Genomic DNA, 19,326 nt, shown 5'->3' with positions numbered 1-19,326 from the left:
TTCTGTTTATATTCAGTGATCAATTTGAACGCAGACGTTTTGCTGCTGCATTCAAAGCAAATTCGTAGCCATCAGCACCTAACCCACAAATAACACCTACCGCTTTATCAGAAAGATAAGAATGGTGGCGAAAAGGTTCGCGTGCATGGACATTTGATAAATGTACTTCAATAAAAGGAATATCAACCCCAAGCAGTGCATCGCGTAAAGCGACACTAGTGTGCGTAAACGCAGCTGGGTTGATGATAATGAAATCAATACGTTGATAAGCATTATGAATTGCTTCTATCAGCTCATATTCACGATTTGACTGTAAATGCTCTAATTCAATATTCAATGCGTTAGCTTGAATAGTTAAAGTATTAACAATCTGTTCTAAGTTTTGATTGCCATAATGGGCCGGTTCACGAAGACCTAATAGGTTTAGGTTCGGACCATTGAGAACTAAAATTCGCGATTGAGTCGACATTGTGATGCTAAATTCCTTGTTCTTACTATTGAAGTAAAAAAAGCATAATTTATATATTCGATTTGATGAGTTTTTGCAAATATTACACTGCTAATGCTCATAAAAAGCAATTATAGACAATATCACAGCAAATCGCAGCAAAATACTGGTCTTATCAGCTCTAAGTTCTCACTTTATGAGAAGAGAATAAAACATATTTTAATTCAAATATGATAATAAGAAGCAAAGAGGGCCGTTAAGTTCCGTTATTTTACTTGTTAGTTAACAAATACTTTCAACTTTGTTGAACAATTATACAGTTTTAAATTTTGTTTACTTAGCACGTTATCAGTAAAGAAATAACATATCTGTAAATTTGAGCAGGGCGTCACATGAAATAAGCCACCATTGCGAACAATAGTGGCTCATTGAGATAAAAATTAGATTGTATTGAATGGTTCTAGGCGATTTTTCTTTGCTCTTCAATCAGTTTATCAACCACGCTTGGATCAGCAAGGGTTGAAGTATCTCCAAGGTTGGAAGTATCTCCGGTTGCTATTTTTCGTAGAATACGGCGCATAATTTTACCTGAACGAGTTTTAGGTAATGAATCTGTCCAATGGAGGAAATCTGGCGTGGCTATTGGACCAATTTCTTTTCTTACCCAATCTTTCACTTCTTTATGCAGTTCAGCACTTGGAATTTCACCTGAATTTAGGGTGATGTAGGCATAAATCGCTTGTCCTTTAATGTCATGCGGTACGCCAACAATGGCCGCTTCAGCTATTTTATCAAACGCCACTAATGCGGATTCTACTTCGGCGGTTCCCATTCGATGACCTGAAACATTTAATACGTCATCAACACGTCCTGTGATCCAGTAATAACCATCGTCATCACGTCGTGCGCCATCACTGGTAAAATACATGCCTTTAAAGGTAGAAAAGTAAGTTTGTTCAAAGCGGTCATGATCACCATAGATGGTACGCATCTGTCCCGGCCATGAATCAGTAATAACCAGGTTACCATCGGTCGCACCATCAAGGATGTTTCCCATATTGTCGACTAAAGCAGGTTGCACACCAAAAAATGGGCGAGTTGCTGAACCTGGTTTTAATGCGGTTGCTCCTGGTAGTGGTGAGATTAAAATACCACCGGTTTCTGTTTGCCACCACGTATCAACGATAGGGCAACGAGCATCACCAATCGTGTTGTAATACCACTCCCATGCCTCAGGGTTGATTGGCTCACCAACCGATCCCATGACACGTAATGAGGTTCGCGACGTTCCTTCGACTGCATCATTGCCCTGTGCCATCAATGCTCGAATCGCTGTAGGGGCAGTATAGAGAATATTTACGTTATGCTTATCGACCACTTCACTCATGCGGCTAGTGCTTGGGTAATTAGGTACTCCTTCAAACAAAATCGTTTTTGCACCATTTGCAAGAGGACCATAAATTAAGTAAGTGTGACCGGTGATCCAACCAACATCTGCAGTACACCAGAAAACTTCGCCTTCTTGATAATCAAAAATATATTTAAAGGTCATGGCTGCATAAACAAGGTAGCCACCTGTGGTATGTAATACGCCTTTAGGTTTACCTGTAGATCCAGAAGTATAGAGAATAAATAGAGGATCTTCGGCATTCATGGCTTCTGGCTCACAGTGTGCAGAAGCGACAGCCGTTGCTTCGTGCCACCATACATCACGGTCTTCACTCCACTCAATGTCATTACCTGTACGTTGGAATACAACGACTTTTTCAATGGTGGTTACTTCAGGGTTATTCAATGCATCATCGACATTCTTTTTCAGTGGAACAGTACGACCACCACGAACGCCTTCATCGGCAGTAATAACCACTTTTGCATCGGAATCGACAATTCGTCCAGCCAGTGCTTCTGGTGAAAAACCCCCAAATACTACGGTGTGAACTGCGCCGATACGAGTACAAGCCAGCATAGCAACAGCAGCTTCAGCCACCATTGGCATATAAATACAAACCACATCGCCTTTACGAACGCCTTGGCTTTTTAGTGCATTTGAAAATTTACCAACTTGCTCATGGAGTTCGTTGAAGGTAATTGAGGCGTCATCTTGTGGATCATCACCCTCCCAAATAATCGCGACTTCATTACCGCGAGTAGCTAAGTGACGGTCAATACAGTTTACCGAGACATTTAATTCGCCATCTTCAAACCATTTAATATCGACATGGCCAGTATCAAAAGAGGTGTTTTTCACTTTTGTATAAGGAGTCATCCAATCAAGGATCTGTCCATGCTCACGCCAAAAACCTTCAGGGTTAATAACGGACTGCTGGTACATTTCACGATATTTTTCATCATCTGCGTGGGCATTGTTAGCGATGTCTTGATTGACTGGGTATACGTGAATGTCACTCATGTTGATTCTCCTTGTGAATACAGCAAATATCCAATTTATGACTGGATTTCATTGCAGCACCATCATTGGCTCTGCTTTTTTATTGGTCGGGTTGATATTACTTTCGGTTAGAAATAGGTTTTCAACAATTAGACTTTAGTCAGAGAAAGAAAGGTTTACTGAATTTTCAGAATGACGAGTATTGGTTTTTGAGACGCAGATCAGTAACTGTGTATCAGTGCTTGTTATGGCCTAGCCTTATTGTTGGCAAATCTGGAAAGTCCCCATGAGTTAAGCGCACATAAATTAATGCGGCGGCAATGGCGTCTTCTAATGCATCATGGCGTTTGGCCTGTGGTAGGTCTAAATGTCTAGAAATAGCGTCAATGCTTAGATCGTAATAAGCGTTTGGTAGTAGTCGTTCTAATTTATGATGATAGAGGTGACATACTTCAACTAATGAATTTGATAAAGGATGATTGAAGTGACGTAAACAGGCTCGGTCTAAAATCTTTTTGTCATAGTGAATGTGGTAACCCACAATTGGTCGACAACCAATAAAGTGAATCAGTTGATTAAGCGCCTCTTTTTCTGATAACCCGCTGGTGAGATCGTGATGTCTCAGCTGATGAACCTTAATCGAATCAGAGTTTAAACTTTGTGGTGGTGCTAGTTTTAAGTGAATGGTTTGACTGGTTAATACTCGATTATTTTTGATTTTAATGGCCGCAATAGAAACCAGTTCAGCGTGGTTAGGGTCAAGGCTAGTGGTTTCACAATCAATCGAGACTAATTCATCACCAGAATAGGATGAAAATAGAGAATGATGAGGGTGGTCTTTTAATTTATATCGCCACCATAATCGCTGTAGGGCATTCATCGTTTAATCCCTTATTTGATAATGGTAGCCAAGCCATTCTTTAAATTTTTTCACTACGTGCAAACTATGGCGAAGTAAATCTCTTTCCGTTCTATCGAGCTGTTCAATGTGAATGTAATTAGACACTCTATTTTGGCTGTTTTTTAACTGATGACGAAGTCGCCATTTAAAAAATAATTTTAATGCTTCGGTTAAGTTATCTGCGGTTGAGTGCTCTAAAACTTTGCGTGAGTTTAATTCTTCAATACGTTGAAAAGTATTGGTTTTTTCGATTCCTTGTTCCAAGGAGAGCGCGCGAATACCATGAACAATGGGGAAAATACCCCCTTGTTTAATATCAATCCCTTCTTTTTTATTTTTGACGTTGCCAAACAGAGTTAACGGCACCGTAAATTGCAGTGCTGGGCGAGTAAAAATGCTTAAGGCAAGTTCGTTATCTTTTAACTGATGACTTATGCTCTGCTTTAATGGCGTCAGTAAATCTCGATTACCAGCAACGGCTTGCGCATCAGAAAATATGGCTAAGTTCATCATATTCTCACCATTGTGCTCTGTGCACATTCGTTCAATATAACGCTGCCACTCTTGCTCTGTTTTGACCCAGTGAGGGTTACTGACCATGACATTTCCTTTGCATAAAGGGTAGCCAAGCTGCAATAACGTCTGTGTAAATTGGGTCATTAATTCATTTACTTGGTGCCACTCTAAGCCATTCTTAATGATTAAAGCGTTATCTTGATCGGTTTTTAAGATCTGCTCACCTCGGCCTTCTGAGCCCATAACAATTAAACAGCAGTGATCATGAAGCCCTTTGGGGATGGTTAAACTAAATGCTTTTTCAATGATCTGTTCATTAACCGTAGAAATTAATTCCATGATAAATCGCGTTCGAATGCCGTTATTTAATAAGGTATTAATAAGCTGGGTTTGGCTATTAGCAGCAATGGCAAGCTCTTCAATACTTTGGGCTCTGGCGATGCGAAGTGTTAAGACGTGAGAGTGCGTTGAGAAAAGGCTTAATACCTGAGTCATATCGAGCATACCAACTAATTGCTGATTATCTAATACAGCCACTCTTTTTACGTGGTGGCGAGTCATTAGGGTCATGGCATTAAAAAGGTAGTCGTGTTTTTGTATCGATACGATAGGGTAGGTTGCAATTGGACCTACAGGGTGGTTCGGCTCGTGATTATTCAGAACTAATGCGTGTAATAAGTCGGTGCGGGTTATGATCCCGATCGGCAATGAGTATTTATTTCCTTTATGCCTTGGGTCGTATTGGTTTAGTTCTACAAAAAGGGCATCAATATTATGTTCTTTAAGTAAATGTGTGACCTGTTTTAATGATGTATTCCAATCGACAGAAATGGCGGTTTGAATCGTATCATCATCAATTTTTGTCAGAATAAATTCGGCTAAATTTTGTTGTTGATTTGCTTGAGTGAGAAGCGCTTTACGTTTCGCTAAACTGCCATTGAAATAAGCAGAGAAATCAGCATTTTCGTGATAAATGGAAAGAAACACTTCGGTAGGAATAAGGTGACATAATGTATCTTCAAGGGCGTGATAGCAATGCTTTACTGAGCCTTCGAGTTGGGATCTGACATCAAAAATATCATCATGAGTGTAATGAGCATAGATCTCTCCACTGTCGTTAGATCGCTCTTCAACTACGCCTTTGATAATAATGTATAAGCTTTCTGAGGATTGGCTTTGATGTAAAATAATGTCATTTTCACGAAAGTAAGCAATGTCGACATGACGCGTTAATTGCTCTTTCTGGTTTGCTGTTAGGGTATTAAATGGAGCAATTGAGAAATTGAGTTCACTTGGCATAGCTCCACCCTTTAATTGATGATTTCCCTTATTCTCGCTAGATATGCAATAAGAATGAAGACGACTTTAGTCTAGAGTTTTCATAAAGAGCGTGAAAATTGAAGGTGAAGTCACATTTTAAAAGGTGCAGTTTTTTTCAATTCGTTTTTCCCTTTTTATAAACCCATACAATGCCATAATGAACGTCTCTTTTATTCCCTTTGGACATTGTCATGTTTCGCGTTTCTCCTTTTGCTTGGATCTCTCAATACTTTGGTGGGTTCTTTTTTGCCTATGGTGTTTATTTACCATTTTGGGCGTTGTGGTTTGAAGAACAAGGCGTCTCAGCAGGGGATATTGGTGTATTAATTGGCCTCGGGTTTGCGACGCGTTGTGTGGCGAACTTAGTGATCACGCCACGTTTGCATAAAGTGGAATATTTACTTCCCGCGTTACGAATTCTTACTTTCGCCTCATTAATCGCCCTTGGTTTGTTTTTAATTAATGGAGGGAGTTTCTGGTGGATGGCATTTGTCACCGTGCTCTTTAATTTATCCTGTGGTCCTGCAGTTCCATTGTCTGATGCGATGACAAACTATTACGCGAAGAATAATTTATTAGATTATGGACGTACTCGTTTATGGGGCTCAGTGAGTTTCATCGCGGGCTCTACGGTTGTTGGCTATTTAGTCTCAGGGTTCGGTACTGACATGATCGTGTATACCGCGATTGCTGGGATATTAGCGGCACTGTTTTTAGTGATGCGAAACCCAAACCCAATGCCAGTCTCGGTGTCTGAAGAAGATCAAACTCGTCCACCATTACTTGCACTATTAACCGAAACGCCAGTATTAAAGTTCATTATTTTAGTCTCGCTAATTCAAGGTAGCCACGCAGCATATTACAGTTTTAGTTCTATCTACTGGAAAGAATCAGGCTATCAAGAAAGTACGATTGGTTACTTGTGGAGTCTTGGTGTTGTGGCTGAAGTCATGGTATTTGCGTTTAGTAAGCGACTGTTTGCAGGGTGGAAGGTATCAACACTATTTAAAGTGGCTGCAGTTGGGGTGATGGTTCGTTGGGGGTTAACTGCAGCAACGACAGAACTGTTTGCGTTAGTGTTAGTTCAAGCTTTACACGGGGTGACATTTGCAATGGCTCATTTGGCAGCAATCCAATACATTCAACGCTTCCCTCAAAATAAGATGATCCCTTTGCAAGCATTATACAATGCGATTCCGTTAGGGGCATTTATTGCGCTAATGACGACATTAAGTGGTTGGGGCTATGAAGCGTGGGGAGCCAATATTTTCTGGTTAATGGCAGCAATGGGTTCGTTTGCTTTACTGATTAAATTGGATAAAGTGACCGATAAGTAGGCCTTAATCACATTTGTAGGCTTGAGTAAAAAACAAGCGACAATTATAACGCTAGAATGGTGCTACAGAGTATTTGTACCCTTCTAGCGTTTTTTTATGGCACTAGAGTGGTATCACCAAGGATGAGTGATGACACAAGGATGGATTGTGGTGCCAGTGTCGCTGGCGTATTTAGGATTATTGTTTTTAATTGCTTGGTATGGCGATAGACAAAAAGGGTGGCTAGCGCAATATCGCCCGTGGATTTATAGCCTCTCTATAGCGGTTTACTGCACCTCATGGACCTTTTATGGCACCGTAGGCCAAGCCACTAATAACCCGTGGTCTTTCCTTCCCATTTATCTTGCTCCTATTTTTGTGTTTGTATTTGCATGGCGATTTCTTGCCAGAATTATCTTGATTGCTAAGCGAGAGCATATCACCTCGATAGCTGATTTTATTGCTGCACGATATGGGAAATCTCAAGGATTAGCGGGGGTGATCACGATTATCGCTGTTGTTGGGATACTGCCTTATATTGCATTGCAATTGAGGGGCATCACTATGGGGCTTGATCTTGTTGCGCCTAATTTGGCTCTGGATTTAGGTTATCAAGATGGGCATATTTCTTGGTTTGTTGGCGGTGCCCTTGCTGTATTTACGATTCTTTTTGGTACTCGACATATTGATACGACAGAGCATCATCGTGGTTTGATGATGGCTGTTGCCTTTGAGTCGATAGTGAAATTGGTCGCCTTTCTTGCGGTCGGCGGTTTCATTCTTTATTTGGCTTATTCTGATGCTAATGTTGATTTAATTTCTATTGCCAAAGAAACCTACCAATCCCCCAATCTCATTACGCTTTTATTCCATACGATCTTAACAATGGCGGCGATAATCTGTTTACCGCGCCAGTTTCACACCACGGTTGTAGAGAATGAGCAGGCGCAAGACTTACGAATGGCGCGTTGGGTATTTCCACTCTATCTAATATTAATTGGCCTATTTGTGCTACCTATCTCTTGGGCTGGACAAGCTCTGCTCTCTGGTGGTATTAGTGATAGTTTTGTTATTAGCGTGCCGTTGTCGGTTGGTGCTGAGAATATGGCATTACTGGCTTTTGTTGGTGGAACCTCAGCCGCCAGTGGCATGGTTATCGTATCTACCATTGCACTGGCGATTATGGTATCGAATGATTTAGTTTTACCTTTGCTATTACGTCGAGTAAAAACCACAGGACGATCGTTCGGGCATTTTTCTAAATTATTAGTAACGATTAGACGTGTGCTTATTCTATTACTGTTATTAGCGGCGTGGGGTTTTTACCAAGCACTTGATTCGATTGATTCACTGTCGGTCATTGGCTTATTAGCTTTTGCGGCCATAGCTCAATTTGCACCAGCGTTAATTGGTGGATTGTATTGGCGAAATGCCAACAAAAAAGGCGTGTATGCAGGGTTAATTATCGGCTTTTTAATTTGGGTTGTTACTCTGATGAGCCAAACTCAAATGTTAGCAGGCAGTGCTGAAAATAACGTTTTATTATGGTTAATCACTCCTCCTGAATGGTTGCAGCAGCTAGAGGTGAAAACCTCAGATTGGGGAATGATGCTTAGTTTAGGTCTTAACACCCTATTATTTATTCTTGTTTCATCAATCACTCGGGCATCATTAAGCGAGCGTTTACAAGCGGCTGCATTTGTTGGCGCTCCTTTGCCAGAAAATGAAGATGTCAGTGTTTATCAAACTCGCGTTACGGTGGGGGAATTAGAAATGTTGGCTTCACGGTTTGTTGGTCGCCGACGTGCTCAAAAAGCCTTTCGCCAATTCTCTCAACAGAATGATGAATCCTTATTGCCGCAACAACAGGCAAGCTCTGCACTAATTCGCCATACCGAGCGTGTACTGGCTGGCGTATTTGGCGCTTCTTCTTCTCGTTTGGTTCTTACTTCAGCTTTACAAGGCAGAAATATGCAGTTGGAAGAGGTGGCAACCATCGTTGATGAAGCCTCTGAGTTGTATGATTTTAGCCGTGGTTTATTGCAAGGAGCGATTGAGCACATTAGCCAAGGGATCGCCGTGGTTGATAAGCAGATGAAATTGGTTGCATGGAATCAACGTTACTTGGAGTTATTTACTTTCCCTTCAGGATTAATTCAAGTGGGTAGACCAATAGCTGATGTGATCCGTCACAATGCAGAGCAAGGTTTGTGTGGACCGGGAGATCCTGAAATACACGTTCAGCGACGAGTGGAGCATTTAGAGCGAGGAACTCGTCATGTCTCTTCTCGTATTCGCCCTGATGGTCAGGTTATTGAAGTGCAAGGTAACCCGATGCCCAGTGGTGGATTTGTGATGAGTTTTACAGATATCACTGTATTTAGGCAGGCAGAAAAAGCATTAAAAGAGACCAATGAAACTCTCGAGTCGCGCGTTCACGAACGCACCAAAGAGTTAGAAAAATTAAACCAGCGATTGGTTGGTGCAACCCAAAGCGCCGAATTGGCGTCTCAATCGAAAAGTCGTTTACTTGCCGCTGTTAGCCATGACTTAATGCAGCCTTTAAATGCTGCACGTTTATTTGCCTCTTCATTGAGTGAAGTTGCCCAAGAAGTAGAAACAAAAAAAATATCAGGCCATATTGAAAGAGCGTTAGGCGCCGCTGAAGAGCTGATTGGGGATTTACTCGATATTTCTCGCTTAGAAGCCGGTAAGTTAGAAACACATGTTCAAAGTTTTTCATTAAACAGTCTGTTTTCTAATTTGGAAGCGGAGTTTGGTGCGTTAGCCAAGCAGCAAGGCATTGACTTTACGGTTATTCATTCAAATGTGGTGGTGGAATCCGATCCAAAACTCTTACGCCGAGTCGTGCAAAACTTTTTAACTAATGCGTTTCGATATAATCCTCAAGGTAAAGTGGTACTTGGAGCAAGAAGGGTCAAAGGTCAAATACGTTTGGATGTATGGGACAGTGGAATTGGTATCCCTGAAGAAAAACAACAAGCCATTTTTGATGAGTTTACTCGGGTCGATCAAAGCCGGGCTGACCAAGGCTTAGGTTTAGGTTTAGCCATTGCTCGTGGTATTTCTCATGTGCTTGGACATACAATTTCATTGCGTTCATGGCTTAATCAAGGTTCGGTATTTTCAGTCACACTTGATAGAGGCGTACTGCTTGAGAGTAATGCGCCTACGATAGAGCAAAAGCCTGAATTACCATTGAGTTTAGTTCGAGTGCTATGTGTTGATAATGAACCAGATATTCTTATTGGTATGGAGTCATTGATATCTCGATGGGGCTGTGAAGTAAAAACCGCCACCGATTTAATGAGTAGCCTGCGTTGTCTAGAAGAGGGTTGGGTGCCAGATGTGATCTTCTCTGATTATCGATTGGATAACGACAGAACAGGACTTGAGGTATTACAACAATGCCGTTTACGTTTAGGGAATGCATTTGAAGGGGTGATGATCAGTGCGGATAAAACCGATGATTTATTGGAAAGTATTAAAACGAATGGATTTGGGTTTATTGCAAAACCGGTTAAACCTTTAAAGTTAAGAGCGGTGTTGAATCGTCATGTTAGAAAGTAATCATGGATTAATAAGCGCGATTGTATTGATATAAATAGCTAAAAGTTAAATGAAATAAAAGGGAGTTAGCATTCACTAACTCCCTTTGCTTAGCCAATATCTGACGTTATTTATATACAATTAATGATCGTGTGCTTCACCTGCACCTTTAGGGAAACGAATTGATTCCACAAGGTCCTGCACATCTTTAGGCACTTCTGCTGTCACTTTGTTTACTGCAATTGAAACAATGAAGTTCACACACATACCTAGTGTACCAATCCCTTCAGGGCTGATACCAAACCACCAGTTATCAGGTGTGCTTGCAGCAGGGTTAATGAACTTAAAGTAAACAATATAAGCCGTGGTAAAGGTAACACCAGAAATCATACCGGCAATCGCCCCTTCCTTATTCATCTTCTTATAGAAAATACCCAAGATAATCGCAGGGAAGAAGGACGCTGCTGCTAAGCCGAAGGAGAAGGCAACCACCTGTGCTACAAAGCCCGGTGGGTTTATCCCTAAGTAACCAGCACCAATAATAGCAACCACGGCAGCCAATCTCGCGGCGAGCAGTTCTTGTTTATCGGTCATGTTAGGCTTAAAGCCTTTCTTCAATAAATCATGAGAGATAGACGTCGAGATTACCAGTAGTAGACCTGCAGCCGTTGATAATGCAGCGGCTAAGCCACCCGCAGCTAATAGTGCCACAACCCAGTTTGGTAAACTTGCTAGCTCAGGTGACGCCAGTACGATGATATCTCGGTTGATGTCCATTTCATTACGTTCATCACCAGAGTAAAACATTTTGCCATCGCCATTTTTATCATCCCAACCAACAAGGCCTGTGTCTTCCCAGTTTTTATACCAGCTTGGTGCATCAGCCGCAGTAACCCCTTGGCTATCTGGACCATTAATGGTTTCAATCATATTTACACGAGCAAATGCAGCAACCGCAGGTGCAGTGGTGTATAAGAATGAGATAAACAGTAATGCCCAGCCCGCAGAGATACGTGCATCCTTAACACGAGGTACTGTGAAGAAGCGGATAATTACATGAGGAAGCCCTGCGGTACCCACCATTAGTGCTGCACAGATAAAGAAGACATCAACCATGCTTTTAGAGCCGTCAGTATATGGGGTGAACCCGAGTTCAGTCGTTAATCCATCCAACTTATCTAATAAGTAGACTTCAGATCCAGTAACGGTTGATCCCATACCAATTTGAGGGAATACGTTACCTGTCATCATAATAGAGGTGAAAACCGCAGGAACAAGGAAGGCGAAAATGAGGACACAGAATTGAGCAACCTGCGTATAAGTGATGCCTTTCATGCCACCCAGTACCGCATAGAAAAATACGATCCCCATACCAATAATGATACCGATATTAATATCAACCTCTAGGAATCGTGAGAACACCACGCCAACACCACGCATTTGTCCTGCCACATAAGTGAAAGAAACAAAGATGGCACAGAACACGGCAACCATACGAGCGGTTCGAGAGTAGTAACGTTCACCGATAAAATCTGGCACGGTGAATTTACCAAATTTACGTAGATAAGGAGCAAGACAAAGCGCTAATAGTACATAGCCACCGGTCCAGCCCATAAGATACACAGCACCATCATAACCAACAAAGGAGATGATACCGGCCATTGAAATGAATGACGCCGCAGACATCCAATCTGCCGCGGTTGCCATGCCATTAGCAACAGGGTGAACCCCGCCACCTGCCACATAGAACTCACTGGTTGATCCGGCGCGAGCCCAAATTGCAATTCCGATATAGAGAGCAAAAGTGATACCGACTAATATAAACGTCCAAGTTTGGATACCCATGATAATTCCTCTTAATCTTCTTGTACGTTGTATTTTTTATCTAGCGCATTCATGCGAGCAACATAGATAAAGATCAGTGCGACAAAGGTATAGATAGACCCTTGTTGTGCAAACCAGAACCCCAATTTGAATCCAGCAAATTGAACGGTATTAAGTGCATCAACAAATAATATCCCTGCGCCGTATGAGACTAAGAACCAGATCGCAAGCAGTCCACCCATGATCCCTAGATTTTCCTTCCAATAGGCTTGTGCTTGTTCTTTTGTTTCGAACGCCATAGCCAGCTCCTTTTTTATGTTAATAATATGTAACCAAAAAGAGATTAGCAGTGAGAAGAGAAGAAAGCAGTGCAACTTTAGTCGAGCAGATAAAGAAAAACGCCCAAAATATGAGCGTTTTATGTGAGGTGACTACGGGAATTGATGTGTTAATTTTATGTTAATTAATACCAAGGTCTAAGGTATATTCATAACTAAAAATAGAAGTCTTTAATACCAAGCAGTAAATTGTTAACGGCAACAGCGGCTAAGATTAATCCCATAACGCGGCTAATAATCGCGGCACCAACGTTGCCAATTACCTTATGGATAAACGTTGCACCAAGTAATAAACATAACGTAATGACGAGAACTACAATCATGACTGCTGCTGTAATTGACTGATCTAAAAAAGAATAGCGAGAATTATCGGTTAGCATCACAATGGCCATCATAGCGCCGGGCGAGGCGATTGATGGGATAGCTAAAGGATAAACCGCTAAATCTGCTAGATCTGAATGACTTAGTTCCTCGCTCATCTTCTGTTCTTGATCTGGCTTGCTCTCACCAAAAATCATAGTAAGAGCAAAGATTAATAAGACTAACCCGCCAGCAACCTGAAAGGCAGGCAAAGGAATTTGCATTGCTTCTAAGAGAAGTTGACCAATAACAAGGAAAAATAAAAGTACAGCCGTCGCGATCGCTACCGCTTTAAGAGCTACGACTTTACGTTGTTTAGCGGTTAGGTGTTGAGTTTGTGAAAGATAGACAGGAACGGATCCTATAGGGTCAATGACTGCCCAAAGAACAACAAATTGAGTGATGAGGATACTTATCATGGGTTCTCCCAGAGGTTAGGTTACGCAGAGGGATTAAAATAATGAATGGGCAACCTAACTTATTTTAACGGCTAGAGTGTTATATCAAGGTTAACTTTCCGTTTGTTGCAATAAAATAACCGCTTGAGTGCGATTTTTAACGCCCAATTTTCTAAATATTGCCGTCATGTGCGCTTTTATCGTGGCTTCTGATACGTCTAAATCATAAGCGATTTGTTTATTAAGTAAGCCATCAGATAGCATACCAAGCACTTTGTATTGTTGAGGAGTTAGTGCCGCAATTTTCGTCGCGAGATCATCGCACGCTGCTGAATTTTTTATTGACCCTGCAGGGAAATAGGAATCACCAGCAAGAATTTGATTTAAGGCTGCAATAAGTGATTTCATATCGCTAGATTTAGGAATAAAGCCAAAAGCACCATGACTTTTGACTTGAGAAACAATACTAGGTTCTTCACTGGCTGATACAACAACAATAGGCAGGTCTGGATATTGAGAGCGAAGTTGTATTAATCCAGACATCCCATTGCTACCAGGCATTTTTAAATCCAATAGAAGCAAATCTGGATCGGAGTCTTTTTGTAATACCGTTAATAACCCTTCAAGCGAATCCGCTTCTATTAAATTAGCACCACTGATTGCCATGTGAATGGATTGAAAAAGCGCATTGCGAAATAAGGGGTGATCGTCCGCGATGATAATGGTGTAGTTGTCGTCCATGGCTACAAAATTCCTTATAAGTGATTAAATAAAATTAACATCCCCTTCGGTTTTGAGCAATTTTTAGTCGCTAAAGTCTGCGCTGTCTCTCTAACTCATCTCTTATTTTAAATAAACGGGCATTTTTGATGGGATCTTAATATTTAAAACGAATTAATTTGAAGGGCTAGACAATTAAATGAAACGAAACTAAACTTCTTTCAAATCGAAACTTATTGAGTTTGTTATGTCAAAAAGAAACACGAAACAACGCCGTCATATGATCCTTTCCCTACTAACAGAACAAGGTGAAGTTAGCGTCGAATATCTTTCTGATTTATTTGATATCTCTGAAGTGACCATTAGAAAAGACCTAACAGAATTAGAAAAGAATGGTTTACTGATGCGTAAGTATGGCGGAGCGGTTTTAATGCCATCAAATATTATACAAGAAGACACTTGTGAAGAAGTTTCGAATCGAAAGTTATCTATAGCCACAGCAGCGGTAGAACTGATTAAAGATCATAATCGGATCATTATTGATAGCGGTAGCACAACCGCGGCATTAATTAATCAATTATCGAAACGAAATGGCTTAGTGGTGATGACCAACTCATTACCCGTTGCTAATGCGCTGCAAGAAATTGAAAACGAGCCAACGTTATTAATGACGGGTGGTACATGGGACAGTCATTCTGATTCATTTCAAGGTCAAGTGGCCGAATCGGTTTTAAGATCCTATGATTTTGATCAGCTGTTCATTGGTGCTGATGGGATTGATTTGGAACGCGGAACAACCACATTTAATGAATTAGTGGGTTTAAGCCGCGTGATGTCTGAAGTGGCTCGTGAAGTTATTTTAATGGTGGAATCTGAAAAAATTGGTCGAAAAATCCCTAACGTTGAATTGCCATGGGACAGCATTGATGTGTTGATCACCAATAACGATTTAAGCCAAGAACAGCAACAGAAAATTGAATCACATAATGTACGAGTCATCAGAGCTCAGTGATTTAATTTATATGACACCGTTGATATTTTTTGCTGCCAATCAACGGTTATTTATAACCTAAGAAGCAATAATAGGCTTCTTAAAACCTAGAATTTAAGATTAGAATAATTGGAGTATTGCTATGTGTGGGATCGTAGGTGCTGTTGCACAAAGAGATGTAGCGGAGATTTTAGTTGAAGGATTACGTCGTTTAGAATATCGCGGCTACGATTCTGCAGGGGTTGCGGTTGTTGATGCAGGAGCTGATGCGACTGGAAATAGCTACACACGTTTACGTCGCTTGGGTAAGGTAAAAGAACTGGCTAATGCAGTAGAAGGATCTCATGTCGTTGGCGGTACAGGCATCGCTCATACCCGTTGGGCAACGCATGGTGAGCCTTCTGAAATCAATGCACATCCTCATGTCTCTGGCGATATTACGATTGTTCATAATGGCATTATTGAAAACCATGAAACATTGCGTTCATTATTGCAAGAACGTGGTTATGTTTTTGAATCTCAAACTGATACTGAAGTGATTGCACATTTAGTGGAGTGGGAGTTACGTACTTCAGATTCATTAATTGAAGCAGTACAAAAAACAGCAAAACAATTAGAAGGTGCTTACGGTACTGTGGTTATGGATCGTCGTGATCCAGAGCGTCTTGTGGTTGCTCGTTCTGGTAGTCCAATTGTGATTGGTCGTGGTGTTGGTGAAAATTTCTTGGCTTCTGATCAACTTGCCTTACTCAACGTGACTCGTCGCTTTATGTATCTTGAAGAAGGCGATGTTGCAGAGATTACTCGTCGTGATGTGGTGGTTTTCGATGCCCGCGGTGAACGAGTAGAACGTGAAGTAATAGAATCAAACGCTGAGCACGATGCGGGTGATAAAGGTCAATACCGTCACTTTATGCAAAAGGAAGTGTTTGAACAGCCTAAAGCGCTTATCAACACAATGGAAGGGCGTATTACTCACGATTCAGTGGTAACTGAGAGTATTGGTGTTAACGCGGTTGAGATTTTAAATAAAGTTGAACACGTACAAATTATTGCTTGTGGTACCTCTTACAATGCAGGGATGACGGCTCGTTATTGGTTTGAATCATTGGCGGGTGTGAGTTGTGATGTGGAAATTGCTTCTGAGTTTCGTTACCGTAAATTTGTGACTCGTCCAAATAGTTTATTAATTACCTTATCTCAATCTGGTGAAACGGCTGATACGTTAGCAGCACTTCGTTTAGCTAAAGAACGTGGCTACATGGGCGCAATGACAGTATGTAACGTAGCAGGCTCTTCTCTGGTTCGTGAGTCAGATTTTGCCTTTATGACACGAGCAGGAACTGAAATTGGTGTAGCGTCAACCAAAGCATTTACAACTCAGCTTGCTGCATTGCTTATGTTGGTAACAGCATTAGGTAAACAACAAAATCGTATTTCAAAAGAGAAAGAGAAAGAGATAGTTGAAGCTTTGCATGCATTGCCTGCTCAAATTGAACAAGCGTTATCGTTTGATAAAGAGATTGAAGCGTTAGCACCAGATTTTGCAGACAAACAACACACGCTATTTTTAGGCCGTGGTGAGTTTTACCCAATTGCGGTTGAAGCGTCTTTGAAGCTTAAAGAAATTTCATATATTCATGCTGAAGCGTATGCGGCAGGTGAGTTAAAGCATGGCCCATTAGCGCTTATTGATGCAGAAATGCCAGTAGTGGTGGTTGCACCAACCAATGATTTATTAGAGAAACTAAAATCAAACGTAGAAGAAGTCCGTGCTCGTGGTGGTTTACTTTATGTATTTGCTGATGAACAAGCAGGTTTTGAAGCGGATGAAAGCATGAAGATCATTACCATGCCGCATGTGAGTGATATTACTGCGCCAATTTACTACACCATCCCGATGCAGTTACTTTCGTACCATGTTGCCTTAATTAAAGGGACGGATGTTGATCAGCCTCGTAACTTAGCGAAAGCGGTAACGGTAGAGTAAGTAAATTAACGTCGTGTTGTTAGCACGGCGTTTTAAAGGATTATTTAGGTAAGTTATTGGGTTTTGAATCGTGATAGTAATGTATTCAAATCGTCACTTTTACTATGAAGCTCTTTCGCTTCGATTGTGATGCCAGCAATGCTTTCATCAGCTGATAGTGATAATTGATTAACTTGGGTGACATTACGTTCAATTTCTTTTACCGCTTCGGCTTGCTCCGAAGTCGCACATGCAACTTGTTCTGCTTGCATTGAAACGGTTTCAAATGATTGCATTAAAATTAATAGAGCTTGGGTGATCTGTTCCATTTTATCGGAAGTTTGATCTGCGCTTTTTCGATTTGTTGCCATGTCATTTGCAACACTTTGTGTATTACTCTGAATACCTTCAATAATTTGCTGAATATTGTGGGTCGATTGTTGCGTTTTACTTGCTAAACTTCGTACTTCATCTGCAACAACTGCAAATCCACGTCCAAGCTCACCAGCGCGAGCTGCTTCAATGGCTGCATTCAGCGCCAAAAGGTTAGTCTGATCTGCTATTTCTTGGATTACACGCAATACATCCCCAATCTGTTTTGCATCTACAAGAAGAGCATTTACGCCAGATTCAGAATGAATGAGTGCTGTGTTTAACGTTTGTACTTGCGCATTTGCTCCCTCAGTAAGGGATCGGGCATGCTCAACGTGATTTTTCGCTTCCGAAACATGCTGGCGAGTCATCTCTGCATTTTGTGCAATGTCTTTGACTACATGATCCATTTCTGTCGTTGCTGTCGCAATAACGGCTAGTTCAGAGCGTTGTTCTTCCATATCACGAGAGGCTTTTAATAATGCATTACTCACGCTATGTGTTGTTACAGCAACATCGGTAGACACTAATTTTGATTCATTGATGATATCTTTAATTTTAGCGTTATAACCATTAAACCCATGCGCTAATTGCCCAAGTTCATCGTTAGAGGTAATAGCTAACTGACGCGTTAGATCCCCTTCGCCTTGAGAAAGAGCAACCAGTTCATTAGCAATAGTATTAACATTACGTAGCGAGCGGTTAATGACGAACATAACGGTCATACCCACAATAATGATTACTAAGAAAGAGCCGAGTAATACATTACGCATTAAATTGGATAATTGGTTATCAAGTTGCGATTGAGGAACCAATATAGCTAGATGCCATGATAAGTTGGGATGGGCGACTGAAATATCATGTACAACGGCATAATAAGGCTGCTCTTTTAATGTCAGATTAAGTAAAGCATCAGTTGCTACATTTGAATTATTCAGTTGAGCTATGCCTGGGTTTTCTTGATCTAATAATTGAAGTGTCAGTTCTTTTGAGTCCTTTTCTTTCATATCAGAAAAAAGAATCACTTTACCTTCATCATCAAAAACAAGTAATTCAGCATCATCACCATAGTTAGTTTTACTTAGTAATAACTTTTGTAAGGCTTCTAGCTTGATGTCAGCACCAGCAATATAAGCAAGTTTATTATCTTGATAAACTGGCATATAGATAGAGCCACTCATTTGACCTGAGCGAATATCAATTACGGTTGCGGCCCAAGCCTTGCCTTCACTTACCGATCGCTTCCACCAAGGGCGATCTTGTAAATTGGCTGATGGGTCATAATAACGGCCAGATTTATCAAAATATTCGCTAGTCGCACTTACTGCATAAAAAAGGCTGTATAACTGTGGGTCTTGATGATTCATATCTTCAATAAAAGTATTAACTTGAAGGAAGTCTGAATTAGATTGTGGATCTTCCGTCGTTGTTCGGTTACCAGCAAAGTTCTTTAGTACGGGCACATTCGCGAATGCATCTACTTTTGATTGGAATCGCTCAAAGTATCCTTGCGTGATTAAGCTACGCTCGGTCACGATACTGGTCATTCCCTGAGCTAGCTCGGAACGAGCGATAGATGAAAAATTTTGATACGCCTGCCAACCAGCAATAGAACATGCTAGAGCAATAACACACACAATACCGAGTGCGATTCGATGAGAAAGGGATTTGATTCTTAGCTTGTTCATTATGTAAATTCAATGTTTAAGATATTTCAGCATATTATGTGAATATGGATAATACAAAAAGGTAAATATGTTTATAAAAATAATAAAAAACAAAGCTCTTGTGAAATGTTAATTATATCAAAGGGATGGGTTGTCTATATTTCTTGGATTTTTGCGGAGTACCATGCATTATATTGGTTCTTTTGACCATATTTGGACAAGTTCAG

13 protein-coding genes are annotated in these 19,326 nt (G+C 40.9%); 4 read left to right on the top strand and 9 right to left on the bottom strand.

Annotated features, from left to right (window positions below; translation table 11 throughout):
• Positions 1-19: 19 nt before the first annotated feature.
• The 4 genes from aroQ to PVK70_RS13355 form a co-directional block, all read right to left on the bottom strand.
• Positions 20-469: a type II 3-dehydroquinate dehydratase gene (aroQ, locus tag PVK70_RS13370; RefSeq protein WP_130048519.1), complete on the bottom strand. Its 450-nt coding sequence runs from the start codon at positions 467-469 to the stop codon at positions 20-22.
• A 439-nt stretch (positions 470-908) separates the two neighbouring features.
• A complete protein-coding gene (gene acs, locus PVK70_RS13365; RefSeq protein WP_130048520.1) occupies positions 909-2,858 on the bottom strand; it encodes an acetate--CoA ligase in 1,950 nt (649 codons plus the stop codon).
• Between the two features lie 214 nt (positions 2,859-3,072).
• Positions 3,073-3,717: a 3'-5' exonuclease gene (locus tag PVK70_RS13360; RefSeq protein WP_130048521.1), complete on the bottom strand. Its 645-nt coding sequence runs from the start codon at positions 3,715-3,717 to the stop codon at positions 3,073-3,075.
• A 3-nt stretch (positions 3,718-3,720) separates the two neighbouring features.
• Positions 3,721-5,553: a DUF294 nucleotidyltransferase-like domain-containing protein gene (locus PVK70_RS13355; protein ID WP_130048522.1), complete on the bottom strand. Its 1,833-nt coding sequence runs from the start codon at positions 5,551-5,553 to the stop codon at positions 3,721-3,723.
• A gap of 212 nt (positions 5,554-5,765) precedes the next feature.
• Between PVK70_RS13355 and PVK70_RS13350 the strand changes: the two genes are divergently transcribed.
• Complete coding sequence (locus PVK70_RS13350; RefSeq protein WP_130048523.1) at positions 5,766-6,911, top strand: 3-phenylpropionate MFS transporter; 1,146 nt, start codon at positions 5,766-5,768, stop codon at positions 6,909-6,911.
• Positions 6,912-7,040: 129 nt separating this feature from the next.
• Complete coding sequence (locus PVK70_RS13345) at positions 7,041-10,481, top strand: PAS domain-containing hybrid sensor histidine kinase/response regulator (RefSeq protein WP_130048524.1); 3,441 nt, start codon at positions 7,041-7,043, stop codon at positions 10,479-10,481.
• 120 nt (positions 10,482-10,601) lie between these two features.
• Here the strand turns inward: PVK70_RS13345 and PVK70_RS13340 are convergent, their stop codons facing one another.
• The 4 genes from PVK70_RS13340 to PVK70_RS13325 all read right to left on the bottom strand — a co-directional run bounded on the left by PVK70_RS13340 (position 10,602) and on the right by PVK70_RS13325 (position 14,121).
• Positions 10,602-12,305, bottom strand: coding sequence for a sodium:solute symporter family protein (locus tag PVK70_RS13340; RefSeq protein WP_130048525.1), 1,704 nt, complete (start codon positions 12,303-12,305; stop codon positions 10,602-10,604).
• 11 nt (positions 12,306-12,316) lie between these two features.
• Positions 12,317-12,583, bottom strand: a complete 267-nt coding sequence (locus PVK70_RS13335; protein WP_130043815.1) for a DUF4212 domain-containing protein — start codon at positions 12,581-12,583, stop codon at positions 12,317-12,319.
• Positions 12,584-12,777: 194 nt separating this feature from the next.
• Entirely contained in the window at positions 12,778-13,401 is a 624-nt protein-coding gene (locus PVK70_RS13330) for a MarC family protein (protein ID WP_130048526.1), read from the bottom strand.
• A gap of 90 nt (positions 13,402-13,491) precedes the next feature.
• Complete coding sequence (locus PVK70_RS13325) at positions 13,492-14,121, bottom strand: response regulator (protein ID WP_130048527.1); 630 nt, start codon at positions 14,119-14,121, stop codon at positions 13,492-13,494.
• 226 nt (positions 14,122-14,347) lie between these two features.
• Between PVK70_RS13325 and PVK70_RS13320 the strand changes: the two genes are divergently transcribed.
• Together PVK70_RS13320 and glmS are read left to right on the top strand one after the other, a co-directional pair.
• Positions 14,348-15,112: a DeoR/GlpR family DNA-binding transcription regulator gene (locus tag PVK70_RS13320; RefSeq protein ID WP_130048528.1), complete on the top strand. Its 765-nt coding sequence runs from the start codon at positions 14,348-14,350 to the stop codon at positions 15,110-15,112.
• A 121-nt stretch (positions 15,113-15,233) separates the two neighbouring features.
• Positions 15,234-17,081 (top strand): glutamine--fructose-6-phosphate transaminase (isomerizing), encoded by a 1,848-nt coding sequence (glmS, locus tag PVK70_RS13315; RefSeq protein WP_130048529.1) that lies wholly within the window; start codon positions 15,234-15,236, stop codon positions 17,079-17,081.
• A 53-nt stretch (positions 17,082-17,134) separates the two neighbouring features.
• Here the strand turns inward: glmS and PVK70_RS13310 are convergent, their stop codons facing one another.
• Entirely contained in the window at positions 17,135-19,120 is a 1,986-nt protein-coding gene (locus PVK70_RS13310; RefSeq protein ID WP_130048530.1) for a methyl-accepting chemotaxis protein, read from the bottom strand.
• Positions 19,121-19,326 lie beyond the last annotated feature (206 nt).

It is taken from the genome of Aliivibrio sp. A6 (assembly GCF_028765505.1).
Lineage (GTDB): Bacteria > Pseudomonadota > Gammaproteobacteria > Enterobacterales > Vibrionaceae > Aliivibrio > Aliivibrio finisterrensis_A.
The sequence above is the reverse complement of the archived record's forward strand: the minus strand, read 5'-3'. Positions and strand labels throughout refer to the sequence as shown.